Here is a 20,087-nt window from a genome sequence, read left to right as displayed (position 1 = left end):
TCCTGGGCGGGCGGAGTCGTCTTGTAACAAATCGTCATCCGGGGGACGCACCCCGGACACATCCCGGTGCCACCGTTCGAAGCGTGGCCCGGGAGCTCGACTGCCCTCGCTGGACCCGGCCGGGGCCCGGCGAGCGGCGACAGACTCCTCCCGCCTGCTCCCGGGCCACCGCTCCGCTGTTACCCTCCCGGTGGGAAGGTCCGCGGAAAGGCAGGAGGCTTGGAACCCATGGAACAGCTCAGCCGTCCCACGCTGGAGGAGGGCACCATCCAGGTCCTGCTCGTCGAGGATGACGAGCGGCTGGCGCGGCTCACCGCCCGCTACCTGCAGGAGCACGGCCTCGTGGTGACGCTGGCGCACAGCGGCTCCGACGCGCTCGTCGAGTCCAACCGCCACGTGTTCGACGTCATCCTCCTGGACCTGATGCTCCCCGGCCGCGATGGCCTGGAGGTGTGCCGGGATTTGCGAGGCCGCACCGACGTCCCCATCATCATGGTCACCGCGCGCGGCGAGGAGGCCGACCGCGTGCTCGGCCTGGAGACGGGCGCGGACGACTACCTGGCCAAGCCCTACTCCTCGCGGGAGCTGCTCGCCCGCATCCGCGCCCAGGTGCGCCGCGCCCGGGGCAAGGCGGGGCCTTCCTCCCAGCCCGTGCAGGCCGGACGGTTGATGATGGACCCGCGCAGCCTGCGCGCCACGCTCGACGGCCGCGCGCTGCACCTCACCACCTACGAGTTCAGCCTGCTGCGCGTGCTGGCCGAGCGCGCCGGTCGCGTGCTCAGCCGCGAGCAGCTGCTGGATCTGGTGAAGGGCAGCGCGGACGAGGTGTTCGACCGCTCGGTGGACGTGCACATCTTCCGCCTGCGCCAGAAGCTGGAGGTGGACCCTCGCAACCCCCTGTTGCTGAAGACGGTGCGCGGCGCCGGCTACATGCTCGCGACCGGAGAGGAGTCGTGAGTCGTCGTCCGCGCACTCCCGGCCGCCTGCTGTTCCGCATCTACCTGGTGGGAATCGCCCAGCTCGTGCTCGTCGTCGCCACGCTGTTCGCGGCGCGCTCGTTCATTGTCGACAAGCCGCTGCGGCACGGCTTCATCCGTCACGCCGCGTACAACATCCGCGAGTGGGAGGAGCTGCTCGAAGACCCGGTGGCGCTCCAGGCCTCGCTGGACCGCGCCGCGCGGCTGCTCGAGGCGAAGGTGACGCTGCGAGACGCGTCCGGTCGGCTCATCGCCACCAACACCTCCGCGCCCTCGCCCGAGCTCACCCCCGTGGAGCTGGACGAGCTGACCCTGCACGGCGAGCGGCTGTCGCGCGGCCGTCCGCCTCACTCGCTCACGCTGCCGATTCCGGAGGAGGGGCCGCTGGAGGCATACGCCACCATCATCACCCGGCCCCCCGAGCCGCCGCCCGGGAACACCGCGCTGGTGGTGTGCGCGGTGCTGCTGTCCACGGCCATCACCTCGCTGGCCTTCGCGCGCACGCTGGCCCGTCCGCTCCAGCGGCTCGCCGAGGTGGCGCGCGCGCTGGGCGAGGGGAAGCTGGACACGCGCACCGGCATCCGGCGTCGCGATGAGCTGGGGCAGGTGGCGGAGGCCTTCGACGAGATGGCCTGTCGGCTCACCCACCTCTTGCGCTCGCAGAAGGAGCTGCTGGCCAACGTGTCGCACGAGCTGCGCACGCCGCTGGCGCGCATCCGCGTGGCCCTGGACCTGGCGGAGGAGGGCAACGCGGAGACCGCGCGCGAGATGCTCTCCGACATCACCAGTGACCTGGCCGAGCTGGAGCAGCTGGTGGATGACGTGCTCACCGCGGCGCGGCTGGACCTGGCCACGGGGAACGCGGGCGTGGGCGCGCCGCCGCTGCGCCAGGAGCAGGTGGAGGTCCAGAGCCTGGTGGACAAGGCCGCCTCGCGCTTCCGCACCGCGCGGCCGGGCCGGGTGCTGGAGGTGAGCGTGGAGGGCTCGCTGCCGCCCGTGGAGGTGGACCCGGTGCTGCTGCGCCGCGCGCTGGACAACCTGCTCGACAACGCGGGCAAGTACTCGGAGCCGAAGAGCCCGGTGCGGCTGCGAGCCCAGGCCGCCGGGACGCCGGACACGCTCTCGCTGGAGGTGGCGGACGAGGGCATCGGCATCGAGTCGGAGGACCTGCTGCGCGTGGGCACCCCCTTCTTCCGCACGGACCGCAGCCGCGCCCGGCGCACCGGAGGCATCGGCATGGGCCTGGCGCTGGCCCGACGCATCGTCGATGCACACGGCGGCACGCTGACGCTGGAGAGCCAGCCGGGCGTGGGCACCACGGCGCGCATCCTGTTGCCCCTGCCTCCGTCGGAGCTGACTACAGGCCGACGTGAAACGTCGTCACCGCCCGGGCATCGTCGTGGCGCGTGAGCGTCACCCGGGCCGTGGGCGCGCCGCTGTGCTGGAAGGCGAACGTGAGCAGGCCCCGCATGAAGTGCGGCGGATCCGCCCGGCGGCGGGGGTGGTCGAGGAACTCCCGCACCGGGTACAGGCTCAGCTCCCAGCCCCCGTCGTCGCCCGTCGGCGTCACCGAGGCGTCGAGGAAGTTGTTGATGGAGCGCAGCGAGCGCGCGAGCCGCAGCAACATCTTCTCCGGGCCCACCACCTGGGCGAAGTCCTGGAGCGCCGTGCCCAGCCGCGCCTGGATGAACGCCTGCCCGAAGCGCAGGCCCAGCTCGTACTCGGCCTCCTCGCGCGACAGTTGGGGCAGGGTGGTGGCGGCCAGCAACTGGATGCTCTGCGGCCACACCGCGCAGGGGTAGGCCGTGTGCAGGGGCCGCAGCGCGAAGATGCCCTGCCGCTCCAGCGCCTTCTGGGTGAGCTCCGTCAAGGGGGCCGCCGCCGACAGCAGCGTCTCCAGCGCGTATCCGAACACCACGGGCTCGCGCCCGGGGGCCCGCGTCAATGCCAGCGCCATGTCTGCTACCTCCATGTGGGGATGAAAGACGTCCATCCAGGTTGGAGCAGCAGACTGCCCGGCGCGGCTGTCCCGGGCGTTGCGCGGGTGTGAAGAAAGGTTAACGCCCGGAGCCTGGGGGCCCGCCCAGGGTGAAGCGGGAGGCCAGCTCCTGGAGCCGTCCCGCCCGGGCCCGCAGGTCCTCCACCGAGCGGGCGATGCGCTCCACCCCCGACACGGACTCGGCCGAGCGCTCCGACAGCGCCTGGATGCGCTCGGCGATGGCCTCACCCGAGGAGGACTGACGCGCGTTCTGCTCCGCCAGCGCCTCCACGCGCTCGCCCAGCTCCTTCACGCCGGACAACAGCCGCGCCAGCGCCTGCGCCGCGGCGGACGACAGGCCCATGCCCTCGTCCACCTTCGACGTGCCCCGGCGCATCAGCTCCACCGCCGCGGTGGTGTCCGCCTCGTGCTTCGTCAGGAGCACCTGCACCTGGTCCGCCGCCTCGTGCGTGCGCTCCGCCAGCTTGCGCACCTCGCCGGCGACCACCGAGAAGCCCTTGCCGTGCTGGCCCGCGCGCACCGCCTCGATGGCGGTGTTCACCGCGAGCATGCGCGTCTCGTCCGCCACCGCCTGGATGAGCTGGAGCATCCGCGACGTCGCGCGGCCGGAGGCCTGCAGCTCCTCCACCGTGCGCGCCGAGCGCTCCACCACGTCGACAATCTCCACCATCTTCCGCGACGCCTGGTCCACCGCGGCGCCGCCCTCGCGCGCCACCTGCCCGTGGCTCGACGCCGAGCGGGCCGCCACCCGCGCGTCCGCCGCGCCCAGCGAGACATGACGGCTCATCTCCTGGACGGCGCTGGCCGCGCGCTCCAGGGATTCCGCCTGCTCGCGCGTCGTGCGCGACAGGCCGTCCGCCGAGACACGGATGCGCTCGGCGTCCGCCGCCGTGTCACCCGCCGCCCGCGTCAGCGCGCCCACCACCTCGCCCAGCCCCGCCACCATGGTGTTGAACGCGCCGGTGAGCTGGCCCACCTCGTCCTCGGTCCGCGCCTCCACGCGCACGGACAGGTCTCCGCGCGCCACCTGGTGCGCCGCCAGCGCGAGCGCGCGCACGGGCCTCACCACGCGCCGCGAGACGTACACCCCCGCCAGCGCCGCCAGCACCAGCGCCCCGCCCACGGCGATGAGGATGCGCTGGCGCACCGCCGCCACCTCCCGGTCGATGTCCTCCACGTACACGCCCGTGCCCAGCACCCAGCCCCACGGCTCGAAGAGCTTCACGTAGCTCTCCTTCGGGATGGGGTCCGGCGAGCCCGGCCGCGTCGCCTCGTAGCCCAGCGCGCCCTCGCCCCGCGCGCGCACCAGCGCGACGATGTCCGAGAACACCGCCCGCCCGCGCACGTCGCGGTAGCCCTTCATGTCCTGCCCCACCATCTTCGGCAGGTGCGGGTGCATGACCAGCCGCGTGTCCAAATCGTTGACCCAGAAGTACTCCACCTGCGAGTAGCGCAGCGTCGACAGCAGCACGGACGCCTGCCGCTGGGCCTCGTCGCGCGTCAGCGTGCCCTCGCGCTCGCGCGCCTCGTACACCCGGAGGATTCCGTACGCCGTCTCCACCGCCTGCCGCAGGCCGCGCACCCGGTCCGCGTGCAGCTGCGCGCGCAGCTGGGGCAACACGTAGCCCAGGATGGCGACGAGCAGCGGCAGGGCGACCACGCCCATCGCCACACAGAGCTTCACCAGCAGGTTGCGCTGTCCGAGCGCCATCGGCGCGCAAGACTAGTCCTCCCGCCCTGGGCGCGCGCGACTCCCAAGGTCGTCCCCCCGTCGATTGCCACCGGTGGTCCCAGGTCTCATCATCCCCGGCGCACGCCGTGTGTGGCAGGGCGAGCGTCGCGGCCCGCCTGCCTGCCCCGGTCCGCCGCCACACGCGGGCGATGACGGGGCGACGCGTCCGACAGGGGATACAACCTTGCGGGGTGGCCCTGGCGGCAGGACTCCCAGGCACCGTAGGAAAATCGACGCCCGACGTCTCAGGTCGTCCCCTCCCAGGGCCTCTCCCCCCGACTTCGGGGTGCCGGGTTGAGCGTGGAAGACAGCTCTTCCGTCGAGAGAAAGGGGCGGGTATCGAGGTCCTCGGAACCCCGAAAGTCTCCCTCTACAGCGGTGACCCGCTGGGTGAACAACCTGAGGCTGACCCGACAAGTTCTGTCTGTCTGCCTCTATACGTCCTATGCCAGCGGCCAAACGTTTCGGGTCGGTAAGGCATGGACAAGAAACTGGCAACCACCATCGGAGCGGGAGCAAGAGCCGCGCGGTCCCGGCTGGAGCTCACCCAGGCTGACGTGGCCGAGCGCATCGACGTGGCCACGGAGGTGTATGGGCGACTGGAGCGCGGCGGCATGCTTCCCAGCGTGCAGACGCTGCTGAAGCTGTGTCACGAGCTGCATGTCTCCGCGGACGAGCTGTTGGGGCTCGCCTCGCAGGGCGTGCAGCCCTCGCGCGTCAGCGAGTCGTCGTCGTCCCCACCCGAGCGGCCCGAGGTGCGCCGCCTGCTTCGCACCGTGCGTCAGCTCGAGGCCCCCCACGTGAAGCTCCTGGGGCTGGTGGCCAACGCCCTGGGCCGGCGCTGAAGCGCCCCGCCCGAAGCAGTGAAGGGCGCCGGCCCGCGCCCACCCCCGCATCCCTCACAGATTGGACAGCAGGCGATCCAGCTCGTCGGGCTTCACCGGCTTGACGATGTGCAGGTCGAACCCCGCCTCGAGCGCGCGGTCATGTCCCTCCGGCCCGCCGTAGCCGGTGATCGCCACCAGGCGGATGTCGCGGCCGATGCGCATGCGCAGCTCCCGCGCCACCCGGTAGCCATCCAGCCCCGGCAGGCCGATGTCCACCAGCGCCAGCTCCGGTGGCTTCCTCACCGCCAGCTCCACGCCCTGCAGGCCGTCCGGCGCCACCTCGACGTCGTGGCCCCACAGCTCCAACAGCTCGCGCATGGCCTGACGCGCGTCCGGGTTGTCCTCCACCAGCAGGATGCGCCGGCCCCCGCGCGACACGGTGTTGACGGGCGGCGCCAGCGACACCTCGTGCACGTGCAGGAGCGGCAGCCGCACCACGAACTCGGCGCCCATGCCGGGCCCGGGGCTCACCGCCTGCACCTGGCCCCCGTGCAGGTGCACCAGCTGCCGCACCAGCGTGAGGCCGATGCCCAGGCCCCCGCGCGTGCGCTCCAGCGAGGTGTCCGCCTGCGCGAACAAATCGAAGATGCGCGGCAGCACGTCCGGAGGGATGCCGATGCCCGTGTCGCGCACGCGCACCACCGCCTGCGCCGTGCCGTCCACGCCCTCCTTCTCCACGCGCAGCGAGATGTGCCCGCTGTCGGTGTACTTGGCCGCGTTGTCGAGCAGGTTGGTGAAGACCTGCTCCAGCCGCGTGGCGTCGCCGCTGATGAGCAGCGGCCCCTCGGGCAGCGACACCTCCAGCCCCAGCCCGCGCGCCTCGGTGATGGGGCGGATGACCTGCACCACCTGCAAGAGCACCGCGCGCAGGTCCAGCCGGCCCGAGCGCAGCTCCACCTTGCCGCGGGTGATCCGGCTCACGTCCAGGAGGTCATCCACCAGCCGCGCCAGGTGGTTCGTCTGGCGGTGGATGATGCCGCGCATCCGCGCTTCCTTCGTGTCATCCGTGGGCTTGCGCTCCAGGATGCCGATGGCCGTCATGATGGCGGCGAGCGGGTTTCTCAGCTCGTGCGCGAGCATGGCCAGGAACTCGTCCTTGCGCCGGTCCATCTCCGCCAGCTCGTCGGCGCGCCGGCGCGCCGCCTGCTCCGCGTGCCGCAGCCGCAAGAGCGAGCGCACCGTGGCGATGAGCTCCGAGGACTCAAAGGGCTGGGTGAGGTACGCGTCCGCGCCGCCGTCCAGGCCGCGGGCCTTCTTGTCGGACGTGACGAAGGTGGCGGACGTGTGCATCACCGCGATGGCGGCGGTGTCCGGGTTGGCGCGCAGCCGCGCGCAGACCTCGTAGCCGCTGATGTCCGGCAGCTTCACGTCGAGGACGACGACGTCCGGGCGGTGCTGCTCGGCCATGAGCAGCGCGGACATGCCGGTGGCCGCCTCGATGACGTGGTAGCCCGCCATCTCGAGGATGCGGTTGACCAGGTATCGGTTGGCGTCGTCGTCGTTGACGTTGAGGACGGTGGCCAGTCGAGGTTCAACCACGGCGCCCCTCCTGTGGGGTGTGCGAGCCCAGGCCCGCCTTGGCCAGCGCGTCGCGGATGCGACTGATGGCCACCTCGCGGCTCAGGGTGTGCTTGGCGAGGATGGCCGCCGTCTCGTTCGCCAGTCGTGCCCGCTCGTCCTCGCGCAGCTCGTGCGAGGTGTGGAGGATGACGGGAATCTCCCGCGTGCGCGGGTCCGCCTTCAGCTCGTCCAGCACGTCGAAGGCGGTGATGTCCGGCAGCACGAAGTCCAGGAAGATGAGCTGTGGCACCTGCTCGCGCGCCAGCCGCACGCCGTCCTTGCCACCGGCGGCCTCCAGCAGCACGTAGGGCATGTCCTTGAGCAGCTGCTTGAGCAGGTAGCGGTGCACGTCGTCGTCGTCGATGATGAGCAGCCGCTCCACGGGGCCGTTGCGCGCCAGCTCCTGGAGCTTCTTCTGCAGGCGGACCTCGTCCACCGGCTTGAGCCAGAACTCGTCCGCGCCCAGGGCGCGCGCCTTCTGCTCGCGGTCCGTCACCGTCACCACGAGGATGGGGATGTCGCGCGTGGTGTCGCCGTTCTTCATCTCCGCCAGGAAGTTCCAGCTCGTCTCGCCCTCCAGCATCACGTCCAGCACCATGGCGGCGGGCCGCACGCGCTGGAGCACCCGGCGCGCGTCGTCCGTGCTGCGCACCGGCAGCACCTGGAAGCCCGAGCGGGCCAGGTACTTCTCGTAGAGGAACAGGGTCTGCCGGTCGTCCTCCAGCACCAGCACCGGCGCGCGGCTGGTGTCCAGGTGCTGGCTGCGCTCGGACAGCCCCGCCATCTCCGACACTTCCATGTGCACGCGCGGCAGGGTGATGGTGAAGGTGGAGCCCTCGCCGGGCGCGCTCTGCAGCGTGAGCGTGCCGCCCAAGAGCTCCACCAGCCGGCGCGCCAGCGGCAGGCCCAGGCCCGTGCCCTTCACCTTGCGCTGCAGGTGGCTGTCGAGCTGGGTGAACTCCTCGAAGATGCGCTCGTGGTCCTCCGGCGCGATGCCGATGCCCGTGTCCTTCACGGTGAAGACCACCGTGTCGCGCGGGCCCGGCGCCGCGCTCACCGTGACGTGGCCGGCCTCGGTGAACTTCAGCGCGTTGGACACCAGGTTGCGCAGGACCTGGCTCAGCCGCGTCTCGTCCGTCTCCAGCTCCAGCGGCGCCTCCGGCTCCACCAGGCGCAGGTCCACCGGCGAGCCCGGCGGCAGCATGGGCTTCATCATGCCGCGCAGCGCGCTGAGCAGGTCGTGCACCACGAAGCGGCTGTGGCGCAGCGTCGTCTTGCCCGCCTCCACCTTGGACAAATCGAGCAGGTCGTTGACCAGCTCGAAGAGCGACTCGGCGGAGTTGCGGATGAACTGGACCTGCTTCTCCTGCTCGGAGGACAGCGGCCCGTTGATGGGGTTGAGCAGCACCTTGGACAGGCCGAGGATGGAGTGCAGCGGCGTGCGGAACTCGTGGCTGACGTTGGCGACGACGCGGCTCTTGATTTCGGCGGCGCGGTGCAGCCCCTCCGCCTTCTCGTCCAGGGCCGCGTGCAGGCTCCTCACGCCGCGGTTGGACTCCTCCAGCTCGCGGTTGAGCCGCATCAGTTCGTCCGCGCGGCGCTTGAGCTCGCGGCGCTGGGTCTCCGCCTCGCGATGCAGCGCGGACAGCTCGCTCATCGTCGTGCTCACCTGCTCCAGCGCGTTGCCGTAGTCCTCCGGCACCAGGCTGCCCACCAGCAGCACGCCGCCCTCGTGCGGGCGCGCGCGGAAGGCGAACGTGGTGGGCGTCTGGCCGCGGCACAGGATGAGCTCCCAGCCGTCCACGCGCTCGTCGCGCGCTTGGATCAACAGCCGGTCCACCTTGTCCTCGGTGCCCTGGGCCGCCAGGGCCCGCAGCGTCTTGCCCGGGACGGCCTCCAGCACGCCCTGGGCGCGCGCGTCCACCCAGGTGAGCACGCCCTCCGCGTCGCACATCATCGCGACCTCGCGGCTCAGCTCGTCCACGGGGGGGCTCTTGTCGGGAGCGGAGAGTCTCATGAGCGGGTCTCCTCCCACGAAACACCCGCGGTGGCGAGCAGCGCGCGCGCCTGCGGATGCCGGCCTCCCAGCACCGCCTTCAACATCCCCAGCACGGTGGGGAAGGCGAGCAGGCCGAAGCCCCGCCGGGGCCAGAAGCCCACGTACCAGCGCACGTGGTCCGCCATCAGCTCGGGCTTGTCCGCGTCCAGCGCGTCCGCCAGATATGAAAGCTGGAGTCTCAGCTCTTCCTCCAATCGGGGGCGGTCCTCCTGGGTGAGGTAGAGGGCCAGCCGGGCAGTGGCGGCACGGGACAGCTCCGCCGCGTCGTCTTGCAGGGTGCGTGAGGGACCTTCCGGGTAGCGCAAGGCTTCCCGGGCGGCGCGCACATGCTCGTACGGCTCGGTGCCGGGGCCCCACCCCTCGGCCTCCAGCGCGGAGGCCAGCCCGGCGAAGTTCGCGTCGAGATGGAAGGTGGACATTCCCCGCGACACCAGCAAGGTGCGCAGCCAGCGCGCATAGCCCTCCATCACCGAGGGGCGCTGCTCGTCGAGGGATTGCACAAGGTAGCGCACATGGAAGCGCGCATCCTCGTCGCCGAAGCGGCGCGCGCGCTCGGGGCCGTAGCGCGCTTCCCAGAAGGGGTCTTGATACATCGGTTCGACGGAGGCCTGGGCGATGGCGTCAGCGCGCGCAGCCAACTGGCGACTGGGTTTCTCCATGCGTTTTCCTCAAACTCCCAGCGTGCGGCACGCGGCCGAGACGAGCTCGCGCGCGTCCTTGCCGTGGAAGGTCACGTCGAGCTCCTTCTCCAGGCCGGGGGCCCATCGGAAGGCGTGTCCGCCGACGGCGATGGGAAGGTGGGGGGCGACTTCTCTGGCGGCTTCCACCGCGCGGCGCAGCGCGGGCAGGTGGTACGACATCGTGACGGACAAGGCGAGCAGGTGCGGCGTCTGCTCGCGCAGCATGCGCGCCAGGTGCTCGGGGGGGACGTTGGCGCCCAGGAAGCGCACGTCGAAGCCCGCCATCTCCAGGAAGTCACTGGCCATGCGCGCGCCGACTTCGTGCAGCTCCCCCTCCACGCACGACACCATGACGACCTTGCCGTTGGGCGGGTCGCGGGGCAGGTGGCGGTAGAGGTGGGCCAGGGCGAGCTGGGAGACGGCGGTGGCCAGGTGCTCCTGGGCCACGGAGATGACGTTCTCCTGCCACATCCGGCCAATCTCGTACTGGGCCTGCTGGATGACCTCCAGGTGGATGAGCTGCAGGGGGATGCCCCGCAGCAGACCGTCATCCACCAGCAGGCGCAGGGCTTCCTGTCGGTTGCCCGCGAGCTGCGCCGCCAGGTAGCGCGTCCTGAGCTGGGTGAGGGCGTCTTCGGTCACAGGGGGCGCGAGCTGCCGGGGGCGTCGAGTTTCGGAAAGTAGTGACGGGAACCTGCCTCGATACAGTCGAGTACACGCGGGCGGGGGTGTTTTCATCGACAACCTGACACTGAACGCTCGGGAAGACGAGCGCTCGTGAAGCCGCCCGCCCTGTAGATTTTGCAGGTGGCGCGGGCCCATCGGGCTTCGCCGGCGGGGGGAATCGGGATAGGGAAACCGGAGCGCGAAGAGGCCGGTGACACTTTCGCAAGGCACTGGTGTTCCCTTTCGCGGAACGAGGGAGGCGCGACGCCGGTGTCTATCGATGTGGAGGCCTACTACCGCCGCTACGGCCCCCAGGTGCTCCGGCGCTGCCGCTTCCTCCTGCGTGACGAGGAGAAGGCCGTGGACGCCATGCACGACGTGTTCGTGCAGCTCTTGCGCTACCAGGGGGCGCTGAAGGACGCCGCTCCCTCCAGCCTGCTTCACCGCATCTCCACCACCGTGTGCCTCAACCGCCTGCGCGGCGCCCGGCGCCGCCCGGAGGACCGCGAGGACGAGCTGGTGCTGCAGATCGCCTCCGCGGACGACACCGAGTCGCGCGCGAGCGCGCGGGGCATGCTGGACCGGCTGTTCGGACGGGTGCCCGCGTCCAGCCGCGACATCGCGGTGCTGCACCTGGTGGATGGGATGACGCTGGAGGAGACGGCGCGCGAGGTGGGCCTGTCCGTGTCCGGTGTGCGCAAGCGCCTGCGCGCGCTGACGTCCGTGTTGCAGGAGCTCGAGCTGGAGGCCGCATGACTTCCCCCCAACGCACCCCGGACTGGCTGCTGGAGCGAATCCTGCTGGGCGAGCTCCCCCCGGAGGAGCTGGCCGCCGCGCGCGCGCGGCTGGAGTCGGAGCCGGAGGGCCTGGCGCGCCTGGCCGCGCTGGAGGCCGACACGCGCGCCACTTTGGAGCGGCTGCCCGCCGAGCGCGTGACCCGCGAGGTGGATGCGCGATTTCGCCGGGGCGCCGAGCGTCGTGCGACTCGTCCCGCGTGGCTGACGCCCGCGATGGGGCTGGTGCCGGTGCTGGCGGCGCTCGCGCTGTTCATGGTGGTGAAGCCCGCGTCCCGGCCCTCGGACGGCGTGGAGGCGCCGGTGGCGGGGTGGGACACGGAGACCACGCGCTCCAAGGGCCTGAAGCCGAAGCTGGAGGTGCACCGCCAGCGGGGGCAGGCGGACGAGGCGCTCCAGGACGGCGCGCGCGCGGCGCCGGGAGACGTGGTGCAGCTGGCGTACGTGGCGGCGGGTCGGGCGCACGGCGTCATCCTCTCCGTGGACGGGCGGGGCGCCGTCACGCTGCACGCGCCGGAGCACGGGGCCCGGGCCGCGGCGTTGTCCCCCTCCGGCACACAGCGGCTGCCGGGGGCCTACGAGCTGGATGACGCGCCAGGCTTCGAGCGCTTCTTCCTGGTGACGTCCGACGCGCCCTTCGAGGTGGAACCCGTGGTGGAGGCGGCCCGGCGACTGGCGGCGTCGGCCGGGGCCGACACCGCGTCGCTCATGTTGCCCGAGGGCTTGACGCAGGTGTCCTTCACCCTTCAAAAGAAGGAGTGATGAAACCCCGAGCCCTTCTCGCACTGTGGCTGTGGGCGGGGGCGGCGGTCGCCGATGTCAGGGCGGCGCGCCCCCTCGCGATGGAGGAGGGTGAAGGTGCGTTCGCGCAGTCGGCGGACCCGGGCCCCGAGCCCGAGCGTCGCGGGCTGCGCAAGGGCAACGTCCACATGGAGCTGTGGTCGAGCGACATCCAGCTCGCCAACCTCGCGGTGAAGCTGGGCGGTGGCCCCTTCTACCTGACGCTGCTGGCGGGCATCGAGCCGGGCAGCCGCGACGAGGCCCGCTTCAACTTCGGCCTGGGCGTGGGCGGGCACATCGTGCTGTCGCACCGCTTCTGGCTGGACCTGGACGTGACGGGCGGCGCGGTGCAGCCGGTGCAGAAGCCGCTCGAGGGCGACGGCGGCAACGTGCTGGGCCAGCTGCGCTTGATGCTGGGCGTCCAGGTGATGCCGCGCTTCGCGGTGTTCGTCGGCCCCACGTACAACGCGTGGCTCGTGTGGGGACAGCCGGACTTCGCGTCGGTGACGCGCATGTCCGTGCGTGAGAGCCACCCGAAGGCCGACAAGCGCTTGCAGCACTGGCCCGGCCTCCAGCTGGGACTGCACTTCTAGTCGGGCTACTCCACCTTGCTGGCGCGCAGCACCGTGGCGTCGCCCGCGGGGCCCGCCTTGGCGCGCGTCTCCAGCGTGGCGCGGATGCGCAGCCCTCCGCTGGTGGTCTGCTGCATGAGCGACTCCATCTGCTGCTCGTTGCCGCCCGTCACCGCCGTCAGGTCCAGCTCGTGGACGGGAATCGCGTCCATGCCCGGCTTGTCCGCCAGCACCGCGTTGTACGAGGGGCACGGCGGTGCGATGCACCGGATGCCGCTGTCCGTGACGATGTAGACGGCGCTCTCACCCGGCTTGGCCTCGCCGCCGTTGGCGTTGGAGGGGGGCGGGGCGACAGGGGTGCCGCTGCGGTCATTGTCGGGGGCGGCGTTCTCCGCGGCCGGGCGGGGGGCGCCCGGGGCGGGCGTACCGGGCTCGCCCGCGGCCGACGACGAGGAGGCGGACGGCTTGCTGCAGCCGGCGGCGAAGCCCAGCGCGAGGGCGGCGAGCAACAGCGGGCGGACGTTCATGGGAAGGCTCCGGAAGGCGGGAAGGCACCCAGTGTCCATCGCCCCCGGCGATTGGGCCAGTCTCCCGTTCACCCGGCTGACTGGCGGTCAATTGGACTGCCCGTGGCTGAATGCCCGTACAGGGCGGGTAGGGTGGCTGATGTGCTTCAGTTGACGTCCTGGCGCTCGTGTCCAGAGTGCTTCTGGCGCGTTGACCCGCCTGGACTCACGGGCTACATCGACCGCCTGATCGGCTCCCTCTGGGGGGCCGGGATTCAAGGACGACCTCCGATGGAATTCCGCATCGCCGCCGACGAGCTGAAGAAGGCCCTCTACCGCGCCCAGGGCATCGTGGAGCGCAAGACGACGATGCCCATCCTGGCCAACGTGCTCGTCAACGCGACGAAGGGCGGCATCACCGTCACCGCGTTCGACCTGGACATCGGCATCGTGTCCGAGCACCCCGCCGAGGTCATCAAGACGGGCGCCGTCACGCTGAGCGCCAAGTACGTCTTCGACATCGTGCAGAACCTGCCGGACGCGCAGGTGACGCTCAAGAAGCTGGCGAACAACTACGTGGACATCGCCAGCGGCTCCGCCCACTTCAAGATTGTCGGCATGGCGGCGGAGGAGTACCCGAAGCTGCCCAAGGAGGAGAACGCCCCGCTGGTGCAGGTGGGCGGCAACACCCTCCTGGAGATGATCAAGAAGACCCAGTTCGCCATCTCCAGCGACGAGACGCGCTACATCCTCAACGGCGTCTTCTTCGAGCCGCAGGCCAGCGGCAAGGTCCGCATGGTGGCCACGGACGGTCACCGGCTGTCGCTCATCGAGCGGGAGCTGACGGGGGACTTCAAGCTCAAGAGCGGCGTCATCATCCCGCGCAAGGGGTTGATGGAGTTGAAGCGCCTGTTGGACGAGGCGCCGGACGCGGAGTGCCACCTGGGGTTCGCGGAGAACTCGGCGCTCTTCAAGAAGCCGGGCCTGACGATGGTGATGCGGCTCATCGACGGGCAGTTCCCGGAGTACCAGCGGGTGATTCCGAAGGAGGGGGAGAAGGTCGTCCTCGTTCCCAAGGTGCGGCTCCTGGAGGGGCTCAAGCGCATCGCGCTGTTGTCCGCGGACAAGAGCAACGCGGTGCGAATCGGGCTGGCGGAGAACAAGCTCATCATCACCGCGAGCAACCCGGACCTGGGCGAGGCGCGCGACGAGGTGGAGCTGGCGTACCAGGGCAAGGACATCACGGTGGGCTTCAACGCGCGCTACCTGATGGACGTGCTCGCGGTGACGGACACGGACGAGGTGAGCTTCGAGCTGGGTGACGAGCACAGCCCGGGCGTGCTGCACGCGCCGGGGGACCGCACGTTCACCGCGGTGGTCATGCCGATGCGCGTCTGAGTCGGCCACGGCCGGCGTCTCGCCGTGCGAGCCCATGCGTGCTCCGCCTTCGGGGTGGGGTCGCATGGGCTTTTTCGTGGGCGCGGGGGCGGGGTGCTCGCGCGGAGGTGCGTGCGGGTTCGAGCCGCGCTCGTCCGGCGTGAGAGGACGCGGACTGCTCCGCGCTTGCTTGGGCGAGGAGTCCGAGATCGAGAGCGGCTCGTCCGGCGTGGTGCGCGACGAGAGGACGTGCTCCACACGCGCACTTGGGCGGGAGGCCTCGCCCGAGCGCGGCGCGCCGGATGCCTCATTCTGGACGGGGAACGCGCGGGGCTCGCACTCGGGAGGGCGGGGCGCGGTCCCGGGTGACACATCGTGCACGCTCTTCCGAGGAGAGAGGGGCCGGGGGGCCTGCGAGATGAGGGCCGCGCTTTTATAGTGAGGCCGTGGCCACGCACCCGGACGACCTGCGCGCACGACTGGAGGACCGCGCGGACCTCCTGGAGGCCACGCGCCTGCGCTACGTCGCCCTGCGCGGCATGTTGGATGCCTTCTTCTGGAAGGACCGGGTGCGCGCGCACTTCGAGCTGCTGCGCGAGGTGGCGCAGGTGCAGCCCGAGGTGGACGCCACGCTCGCCGCGCTCCAGCGTCGCGCCGCCGCCGAGAGCTGGCCGCGCGACGCCGCGCCCATGAAGTTGATGGCGGAGGTGACACGGCTGCGGGACGCCGTACAGCAGGTGGCCCGGAAGCGGCTACCGGAGGAGGAGCGCTCAACGTCGCTGGGCGAGATGTTGCTGCGGCTCGAGGAGGTGGTGCTGGAGGCGGGGCCGCTGCTGGGCCGACGCACGTGGGCGCGGGCCATCGAGCTGTTGCCCCGGAACCTCCCGGAGCTGCGCGCCGCTTGCGCCGCGGCCGAGGTGTTCGAGCGTGTGTTCAAGCGGCCCACGCGGCCGGGGGCCCTGCCGTTCAGTGAGGCGGAGGCGGATGAGCTGCGCCGTGCCCTGCCGCTCGCGGAGTCCGCGCTGGGGGCGCTGTGGGCGCGGCTGGAGCACTTCGACACGAGCGGGCGGGTGAAGGAGTTCCTGTCGCGCCGGGCCTCGCGCACGCCGCTGCATGCGCCTCGGAGCGGGCCGGAGCTGGTGCTGCATGCGGCGTTCTGGCACGGCGTAGCGCGAGCGAGGTTGCGCGCGTTGCTGGAGGAGCGACTGGCGCCGGTGTCCCCGCTGGAGACGGAGGTGCCCGCGCTGCTGCCGTGGATTGCAGCGCGCGAGGCCGCGTCGGGCGGCGAGGCGAAGCTCAGCGCCGGTGAATCCTTCGACGAGGGACGCGCGGGCCTGTTCGAGCTGGCCGCGGAGCTGGCGTCGCTGTCGCACGAGCGCCCCACGGGCGCGTGGAACGAGGAGGCCGCGTGGACGCGGCTGTGGAGCGCGGCGCAGCGAGCACGTGACGAGGGCGGCGCGGACGTGGAGCGACTGCGCGATGCCCTGCGCCTGTTCGTCATCCTGCGCGGCACGGAGCAGACACCGGCCCGACTGTTCTCTCCGTCCCGCGCGTCGCCGCGTGCCTCGGAGGAGCCGGGGCGCGATGTGCGGGACATGAAGGACCTGCCCGCGCTCGTCCAGGCCGCGAGGCACGCAGCCACTCGGCGCGGCTGAGTGTCGAGCCTGGATGAGGACGAGCGTGCGCCGTGGTGCTCGTCGATGCGCGCGCCACGTCGCGATGTGCTCGCTACGCCAAGATGTGCTCGTCGGTGCGCGTGCCCCGCCGCGATGTGCTCGTCGATGCGCGCGCCACGCCGCGATGTGCTCGTCGATGCGCGCGCCACGCCGCGATGTGCTCGTTGATGCGCGCGCCACGCCGCGATGTGCTCGTCGATGCGCGCGCCGTGCCACGATGCGCGCACGCCGCCGCGATGTGCTTGTCGGTGTGCGCGCCACGCCGCGATGCGCGTGTCGTTGCGCGATTCCACCTGCGCATGGGCCTCCCGCGCGGCGAGCGCGAGAGGCCCGGACCCTCACGCCTCCGCGGGGCGATTCGAGACCAGCGGCATCAGCCGCGAGGCGAGCGCCGCCACCAGCGCATCCTCCGCGAACGCCGCCGCCATGCTCGGCACCCGGAACCGGGTCGTGGCCAGCTTGCGCAGCGAATAGAACGTCCACGTCGACGCCGCCGCCGCGAGCCCACCCAGCGCCGCCGCGAGCACCACGCGCCTTCGCGCCTGCCCTGACACCGACGTCGCCGCCGCCACCGCCCCCATGAAGATGCGCCCCGTCATCGGCACCAGCTTCACGCGCGCGGGCGTCGTCGGCAGCTTGTCCCCCACCAGCTCACCCAGCGTCAGCACCTCCAGCACCCGAGGCACCCAGGGCTTCGACAGCGCGACCGACAGCGGGTCCGTCCTCGGCTCCGGAGACTCCGCCAGCCGGTGGCTCACCAGCGCCGGCGCGCTCATGCTCCGCATCCCCGCCATCACTCCCAGCCCGACGGGCGTCAACCAGTGTCCTCGTTGCACGGCTTCCACCTCCTCCTCGAGTTGTGACTTCAGTCGCCCAGGCGCCCGCTGCGCGAAGAAGCGCACCGGCCCCAGCTCCTCCAGCTCATGGCCGGAGTGGTCCACCTTGCCGTGCTCCGCGGGCCGCCCCGCCAGCTCCGGGTGATGCAGCGTCAAGGCGCGCAGGCGCGCATGCGTGAGCCGATGCCACGCGCGCTGATAACGCCGCCCCACCACCGTGAAGCCCACCCGGCTCCACCAGTTGGGGAACCTCCCGGGCCGCCACGCCGCCTCGATGTGGAAGCGCACCTCGCCCGTCTCGTGGCTCTTGCGCAGCAGGAACCACTCGCGCCCCTCCTCGATGTGCCCCTCCAGCGTCTCGAAGCTGAAGCCGAACACGCTGCACGTCCCGCCATGCTCCTCGCGCGTGTCCCCCACCCGCACGGCGCACAAAAAGCGCAGCCGCTGCGCCAGCGACTTCAGCTCCAACACCACCGTGCGCCCATGCAGCGGCGAGTCCGCGTTGAAGTGCCACCGCACGATGCGCGGGTCCGAGAAGTCGAACGTCTCCAGCACCCCCTTCGCGCGCGCGAAGAGTCCATCCGCCACCGGAGGCCCCGGCGCCTCATGGCCCAGCGAGGCCACCGAGTGCACCTGGTTCCATCCCCCCTCCAGCGTCATCTCCCCCGACGCGGCCTCGAAGTTGCGAGACAGCGCCCGCGCCGCCGCCAGCCGCGGAGCCAGCTCCTCGTCCGTCCACCCGGAGAGCCATCGCCACTCAATCATCCGCTTCGTCTCCTCGCGCGAGGAACGTGGGACCCGCCGTCACGTCGCCCCCCTCGGGCTCATCCTCCAGCTCCACCGTCTCCGCGTGGATGGCCCCCACCACGCCCTCACCCGTGGACACCGCCACGCGCAGCACGAACTCCGTCCAGGTGTTCGTCTGCATCGCCTCACCCCCCGCCACGAACCCCCAGTAGTGGACGGGCGAGCCCGAGCGCGCGCGGCTGCGGATGTGGAAGAGCACGTCCCCGTACTCGTTGCGGTACGCGCCGAAGGTGATGCGCCCGGCCTCCGGGTGCCCCGGCAGCGTGGCGAGCGTCAGGCTCTGCCGGTCCTTGTGGATGACGCGCACGCCGAACGTCCCCGCGCCCTGGATGTGCACCGTGAGCCCCTCACCTGGCTCCAGCGGCTGCCCCTCGCGCGAGCGGTCCTCCCGCTCGAAGACACACAGCTCGTCCGGCGCCAGCTCCGGGAAGCGCCGGGCCACCCAGTCCACCAGGTCCGACGGCCGGTGATGGCATTGGCGGATGACGGCCCAGTAGTCGCGCTGCAACAGCGGCCCCGCGCCCGCCTTCGGCAGCTGCAGGTCGCCCGCCTCGCCCTCTGTCGTGTGTGGTGTGTGGTGCACCCTCTCGCCCTTTGCCTGGTCCGGTCCCACCATGATGGGGACCGCCACGACGGGAGGCATGGGGCCTGCCCGCCCGTGCGGGGCATGGGCGGGCCTGACCGGCCGCCAGGGGAGGGAGCATGAGCCTGGACGTCAACCCCGCGAGCGAGGCCTCGAAGCACGACTACGAGGCACCGCCCGTCGTTCGCGCCGAGCACGCCGACAGCTCGTTCACCCGCCTGCTCGAGCAGCAGACGGCCAAGATACCCTCCCACGTCTTCCTGTTCGCCAGCCTCTGCTCGATGGGCGTGTCCCTGGGCTTCGAGCTGACGGGGCGCACCCAGCCCGCGCGCTTCGTCGGCTCCTGGGTGTCCCCCCTCCTGGTGATGGGCGTCTACAACAAGCTGGTGAAGCTGCTCGGCTCGCGCTGACGGCCCGGCCAGGTCACTCCACCACGTCCACCGTGCCCAGCGGCAGGTCCACGCCGTTGACGCGCACCTCCAGCCGATGCGGGCCCGCGTAGTGGCGGCGCGTGGACAGCTGCGCCAGCGACACGCGCTTGCCCACCTCCTCCTCCTGGCCCGCGCCGAGCACCAGCTCGCGCACCTTGAAGACCTTGGGCTGCGGCGCCTCGCCCCGCGACTTGAAGAAGTGCACCGCCAGGTCCACCACCAGCGACTGTTCCTTCCGGGAGCGGTTGGCCACCACGAAGCGCACGTCCATGGCGCCGCCCAGCTTCGCGCGCCGGGGCAGCTGCGTGGGCCGCACCTCGATGCCCGAGGGCTTGCCCGCGCCCACCACCTCCAGCGCGGAGGGCTCGCCGCGCTTGATGGCGAAGCGCAGCGCGTGGCGCACCAGCCACTCGCGCTCCGGCGTGGCGTCCTTCATCCACCGCTTCGCCACCTTCACCAGCACGTCCGGGTGGTCCTTGCCGATGTCGTTGAGGTTGTTGGCCACCGAGCGGCGCACGTACAGCTCCGGGTCGTCCTTGAGCAGCTCCAACAACCCCAGCACCGGCGTCGGGTCCTCCTGGAAGGCGCGCAGCCGGGAGCCCCACGGCAGCCTCGGCCGCGTGCCCTCGGAGACGAGCCGCCGCACATGCACGTTCTCGTCCGTGGCCCACTCGGAGAGCCGCGCCAGCGTCTTCTCCAGGTGCTTCTCCAGGAACGGCCGGATGGAGAACTCCGCGGTGAAGCGCTGGGTGAGCGCGTGCTGCGCCCGCATGGACTCCTCGAAGTGCCCCAACCCGTACTCCGCCACGAAGGTGGTGTGGGGCAGGTAGAAGAAGACCTCCATGCCGCCCACCCGGTCCACCTCCCGCACCGGCCCCAGGGAGCGCAGCAGCACCTGCACCGCCTGGGGATAGTCGTCCGGCAGCGAGCGCCGCATGGCCAGACACAGGTGCCGGGCCCGGCCCACCAGCTCGTGCGCCTCCAGGCCCTCTCGGGCCTCGCGCAGGAACGTGTCGATTGGGAACGCGGGGTGCGCGCGGTGCAGCGAGGTGCCCAGCCGCTCCACCAGCCGCGCGTCGAAGAAGGTCTTGAGAGGCTCCGCCATGATGGGTCCACCAAACCCTGTCAGGACGTGGTCCACAAGACGTGTCCTACCTTTCGGCGC

General features: G+C 71.5%; 19 protein-coding genes. 9 read left to right on the top strand and 10 right to left on the bottom strand.

Translation table 11 applies throughout. From position 1 onward, the window contains the following. The first annotated feature begins 228 nt into the window (after positions 1-228). Positions 229-957: a response regulator transcription factor gene (locus tag OWM54_RS19890; RefSeq protein WP_267698498.1), complete on the top strand. Its 729-nt coding sequence runs from the start codon at positions 229-231 to the stop codon at positions 955-957. Beyond that, positions 954-2,387: a sensor histidine kinase gene (locus tag OWM54_RS19885; RefSeq protein ID WP_267698497.1), complete on the top strand. Its 1,434-nt coding sequence runs from the start codon at positions 954-956 to the stop codon at positions 2,385-2,387. The genes OWM54_RS19890 and OWM54_RS19885 overlap by 4 nt, the downstream gene beginning before the upstream one ends. Here OWM54_RS19885 and OWM54_RS19880 read toward each other — a convergent pair. Both OWM54_RS19880 and OWM54_RS19875 read right to left on the bottom strand, forming a co-directional pair. Further along, positions 2,335-2,934 (bottom strand): DUF2378 family protein, encoded by a 600-nt coding sequence (locus OWM54_RS19880; protein ID WP_267698496.1) that lies wholly within the window; start codon positions 2,932-2,934, stop codon positions 2,335-2,337. The genes OWM54_RS19885 and OWM54_RS19880 overlap by 53 nt on opposite strands. A gap of 100 nt (positions 2,935-3,034) precedes the next feature. Then, positions 3,035-4,687, bottom strand: a complete 1,653-nt coding sequence (locus OWM54_RS19875; RefSeq protein WP_267698495.1) for a methyl-accepting chemotaxis protein — start codon at positions 4,685-4,687, stop codon at positions 3,035-3,037. Positions 4,688-5,187: 500 nt separating this feature from the next. On the opposite strand from OWM54_RS19875, the gene OWM54_RS19870 reads away from it, so the two are divergent. Further along, positions 5,188-5,553: a helix-turn-helix transcriptional regulator gene (locus OWM54_RS19870; protein ID WP_223751950.1), complete on the top strand. Its 366-nt coding sequence runs from the start codon at positions 5,188-5,190 to the stop codon at positions 5,551-5,553. Positions 5,554-5,607: 54 nt separating this feature from the next. Here the strand turns inward: OWM54_RS19870 and OWM54_RS19865 are convergent, their stop codons facing one another. From OWM54_RS19865 to OWM54_RS19850, 4 genes are read right to left on the bottom strand one after another with little or no spacing between them, the layout of a single operon-like run. Next, positions 5,608-7,134: a response regulator gene (locus tag OWM54_RS19865; RefSeq protein ID WP_267698494.1), complete on the bottom strand. Its 1,527-nt coding sequence runs from the start codon at positions 7,132-7,134 to the stop codon at positions 5,608-5,610. Next, complete coding sequence (locus OWM54_RS19860) at positions 7,127-9,172, bottom strand: hybrid sensor histidine kinase/response regulator (RefSeq protein ID WP_267698493.1); 2,046 nt, start codon at positions 9,170-9,172, stop codon at positions 7,127-7,129. Before OWM54_RS19860 ends, OWM54_RS19865 begins: the two co-directional genes overlap by 8 nt. Beyond that, positions 9,169-9,873 carry a hypothetical protein gene (locus tag OWM54_RS19855; protein WP_141327985.1) on the bottom strand — a complete coding sequence of 235 codons (705 nt, stop codon included), beginning with the start codon at positions 9,871-9,873 and terminating at the stop codon, positions 9,169-9,171. Before OWM54_RS19855 ends, OWM54_RS19860 begins: the two co-directional genes overlap by 4 nt. A gap of 9 nt (positions 9,874-9,882) precedes the next feature. After that, on the bottom strand, positions 9,883-10,536 hold the full coding sequence (locus tag OWM54_RS19850; RefSeq protein WP_267698492.1) for a cobalamin B12-binding domain-containing protein: 654 nt from the start codon (positions 10,534-10,536) through the stop codon (positions 9,883-9,885). Positions 10,537-10,830: 294 nt separating this feature from the next. On the opposite strand from OWM54_RS19850, the gene OWM54_RS19845 reads away from it, so the two are divergent. From OWM54_RS19845 to OWM54_RS19835, 3 genes are read left to right on the top strand one after another with little or no spacing between them, the layout of a single operon-like run. Further along, complete coding sequence (locus OWM54_RS19845) at positions 10,831-11,316, top strand: RNA polymerase sigma factor (protein WP_046710437.1); 486 nt, start codon at positions 10,831-10,833, stop codon at positions 11,314-11,316. Beyond that, positions 11,313-12,116, top strand: coding sequence for an ActD-like protein (locus tag OWM54_RS19840; protein WP_223782124.1), 804 nt, complete (start codon positions 11,313-11,315; stop codon positions 12,114-12,116). Before OWM54_RS19845 ends, OWM54_RS19840 begins: the two co-directional genes overlap by 4 nt. Next, a complete protein-coding gene (locus OWM54_RS19835) occupies positions 12,116-12,727 on the top strand; it encodes a peptidase (protein WP_223751945.1) in 612 nt (203 codons plus the stop codon). The genes OWM54_RS19840 and OWM54_RS19835 overlap by 1 nt, the downstream gene beginning before the upstream one ends. A gap of 5 nt (positions 12,728-12,732) precedes the next feature. Here the strand turns inward: OWM54_RS19835 and OWM54_RS19830 are convergent, their stop codons facing one another. Continuing rightward, positions 12,733-13,233 (bottom strand): DUF6748 domain-containing protein, encoded by a 501-nt coding sequence (locus OWM54_RS19830; RefSeq protein ID WP_267698491.1) that lies wholly within the window; start codon positions 13,231-13,233, stop codon positions 12,733-12,735. Between the two features lie 270 nt (positions 13,234-13,503). Between OWM54_RS19830 and dnaN the strand changes: the two genes are divergently transcribed. Both dnaN and OWM54_RS19820 read left to right on the top strand, forming a co-directional pair. Next, the gene (dnaN, locus tag OWM54_RS19825) at positions 13,504-14,610 is read left to right on the top strand and encodes a DNA polymerase III subunit beta (protein ID WP_074948321.1); all 1,107 of its coding nucleotides are present in this window, start codon (positions 13,504-13,506) and stop codon (positions 14,608-14,610) included. A gap of 425 nt (positions 14,611-15,035) precedes the next feature. Continuing rightward, the gene (locus OWM54_RS19820; RefSeq protein ID WP_267698490.1) at positions 15,036-16,244 is read left to right on the top strand and encodes a hypothetical protein; all 1,209 of its coding nucleotides are present in this window, start codon (positions 15,036-15,038) and stop codon (positions 16,242-16,244) included. Positions 16,245-16,603: 359 nt separating this feature from the next. On the opposite strand, the gene OWM54_RS19815 is transcribed toward OWM54_RS19820, so the two are convergent. Then, a complete protein-coding gene (locus OWM54_RS19815; RefSeq protein ID WP_223751887.1) occupies positions 16,604-17,866 on the bottom strand; it encodes a DUF1990 family protein in 1,263 nt (420 codons plus the stop codon). Next, positions 17,859-18,551, bottom strand: coding sequence for a DUF1990 family protein (locus OWM54_RS19810; RefSeq protein WP_267698489.1), 693 nt, complete (start codon positions 18,549-18,551; stop codon positions 17,859-17,861). Before OWM54_RS19810 ends, OWM54_RS19815 begins: the two co-directional genes overlap by 8 nt. Before the next feature lie 59 nt (positions 18,552-18,610). Here OWM54_RS19810 and OWM54_RS19805 point away from each other — a divergent pair, with 59 nt between their 5' ends. Further along, positions 18,611-18,901, top strand: a complete 291-nt coding sequence (locus OWM54_RS19805) for a hypothetical protein (protein WP_141324112.1) — start codon at positions 18,611-18,613, stop codon at positions 18,899-18,901. A gap of 13 nt (positions 18,902-18,914) precedes the next feature. Here OWM54_RS19805 and OWM54_RS19800 read toward each other — a convergent pair whose 3' ends face one another. Further along, positions 18,915-20,027, bottom strand: coding sequence for a DNA alkylation repair protein (locus tag OWM54_RS19800; protein WP_267698488.1), 1,113 nt, complete (start codon positions 20,025-20,027; stop codon positions 18,915-18,917). Positions 20,028-20,087: the final 60 nt, after the last annotated feature.

It is taken from the genome of Myxococcus sp. MISCRS1 (assembly GCF_026626605.1).
Lineage (GTDB): Bacteria > Myxococcota > Myxococcia > Myxococcales > Myxococcaceae > Myxococcus > Myxococcus fulvus.
Note: the sequence above shows the minus strand (reverse complement) of the source record. Positions and strands in the feature narration are given on the sequence as shown.

What these genes read in the sequence shown, in the direction of transcription:
- OWM54_RS19890 (WP_267698498.1), top strand. Translation starts at nt 229, where the DNA reads ATGGAACAGCTCAGCCGTCCCACGCTGGAGGAGGGCACCATCCAGGTC.
- OWM54_RS19880 (WP_267698496.1), bottom strand. Translation starts at nt 2,934, where the DNA reads ATGGCGCTGGCATTGACGCGGGCCCCCGGGCGCGAGCCCGTGGTGTTC.
- OWM54_RS19875 (WP_267698495.1), bottom strand. Translation starts at nt 4,687, where the DNA reads ATGGCGCTCGGACAGCGCAACCTGCTGGTGAAGCTCTGTGTGGCGATG.
- OWM54_RS19870 (WP_223751950.1), top strand. Translation starts at nt 5,188, where the DNA reads ATGGACAAGAAACTGGCAACCACCATCGGAGCGGGAGCAAGAGCCGCG.
- OWM54_RS19860 (WP_267698493.1), bottom strand. Translation starts at nt 9,172, where the DNA reads ATGAGACTCTCCGCTCCCGACAAGAGCCCCCCCGTGGACGAGCTGAGC.
- OWM54_RS19855 (WP_141327985.1), bottom strand. Translation starts at nt 9,873, where the DNA reads ATGGAGAAACCCAGTCGCCAGTTGGCTGCGCGCGCTGACGCCATCGCC.
- OWM54_RS19840 (WP_223782124.1), top strand. Translation starts at nt 11,313, where the DNA reads ATGACTTCCCCCCAACGCACCCCGGACTGGCTGCTGGAGCGAATCCTG.
- OWM54_RS19835 (WP_223751945.1), top strand. Translation starts at nt 12,116, where the DNA reads ATGAAACCCCGAGCCCTTCTCGCACTGTGGCTGTGGGCGGGGGCGGCG.
- OWM54_RS19830 (WP_267698491.1), bottom strand. Translation starts at nt 13,233, where the DNA reads ATGAACGTCCGCCCGCTGTTGCTCGCCGCCCTCGCGCTGGGCTTCGCC.
- dnaN (WP_074948321.1), top strand. Translation starts at nt 13,504, where the DNA reads ATGGAATTCCGCATCGCCGCCGACGAGCTGAAGAAGGCCCTCTACCGC.
- OWM54_RS19815 (WP_223751887.1), bottom strand. Translation starts at nt 17,866, where the DNA reads ATGATTGAGTGGCGATGGCTCTCCGGGTGGACGGACGAGGAGCTGGCT.
- OWM54_RS19810 (WP_267698489.1), bottom strand. Translation starts at nt 18,551, where the DNA reads ATGCCTCCCGTCGTGGCGGTCCCCATCATGGTGGGACCGGACCAGGCA.
- OWM54_RS19805 (WP_141324112.1), top strand. Translation starts at nt 18,611, where the DNA reads ATGAGCCTGGACGTCAACCCCGCGAGCGAGGCCTCGAAGCACGACTAC.
- OWM54_RS19800 (WP_267698488.1), bottom strand. Translation starts at nt 20,027, where the DNA reads ATGGCGGAGCCTCTCAAGACCTTCTTCGACGCGCGGCTGGTGGAGCGG.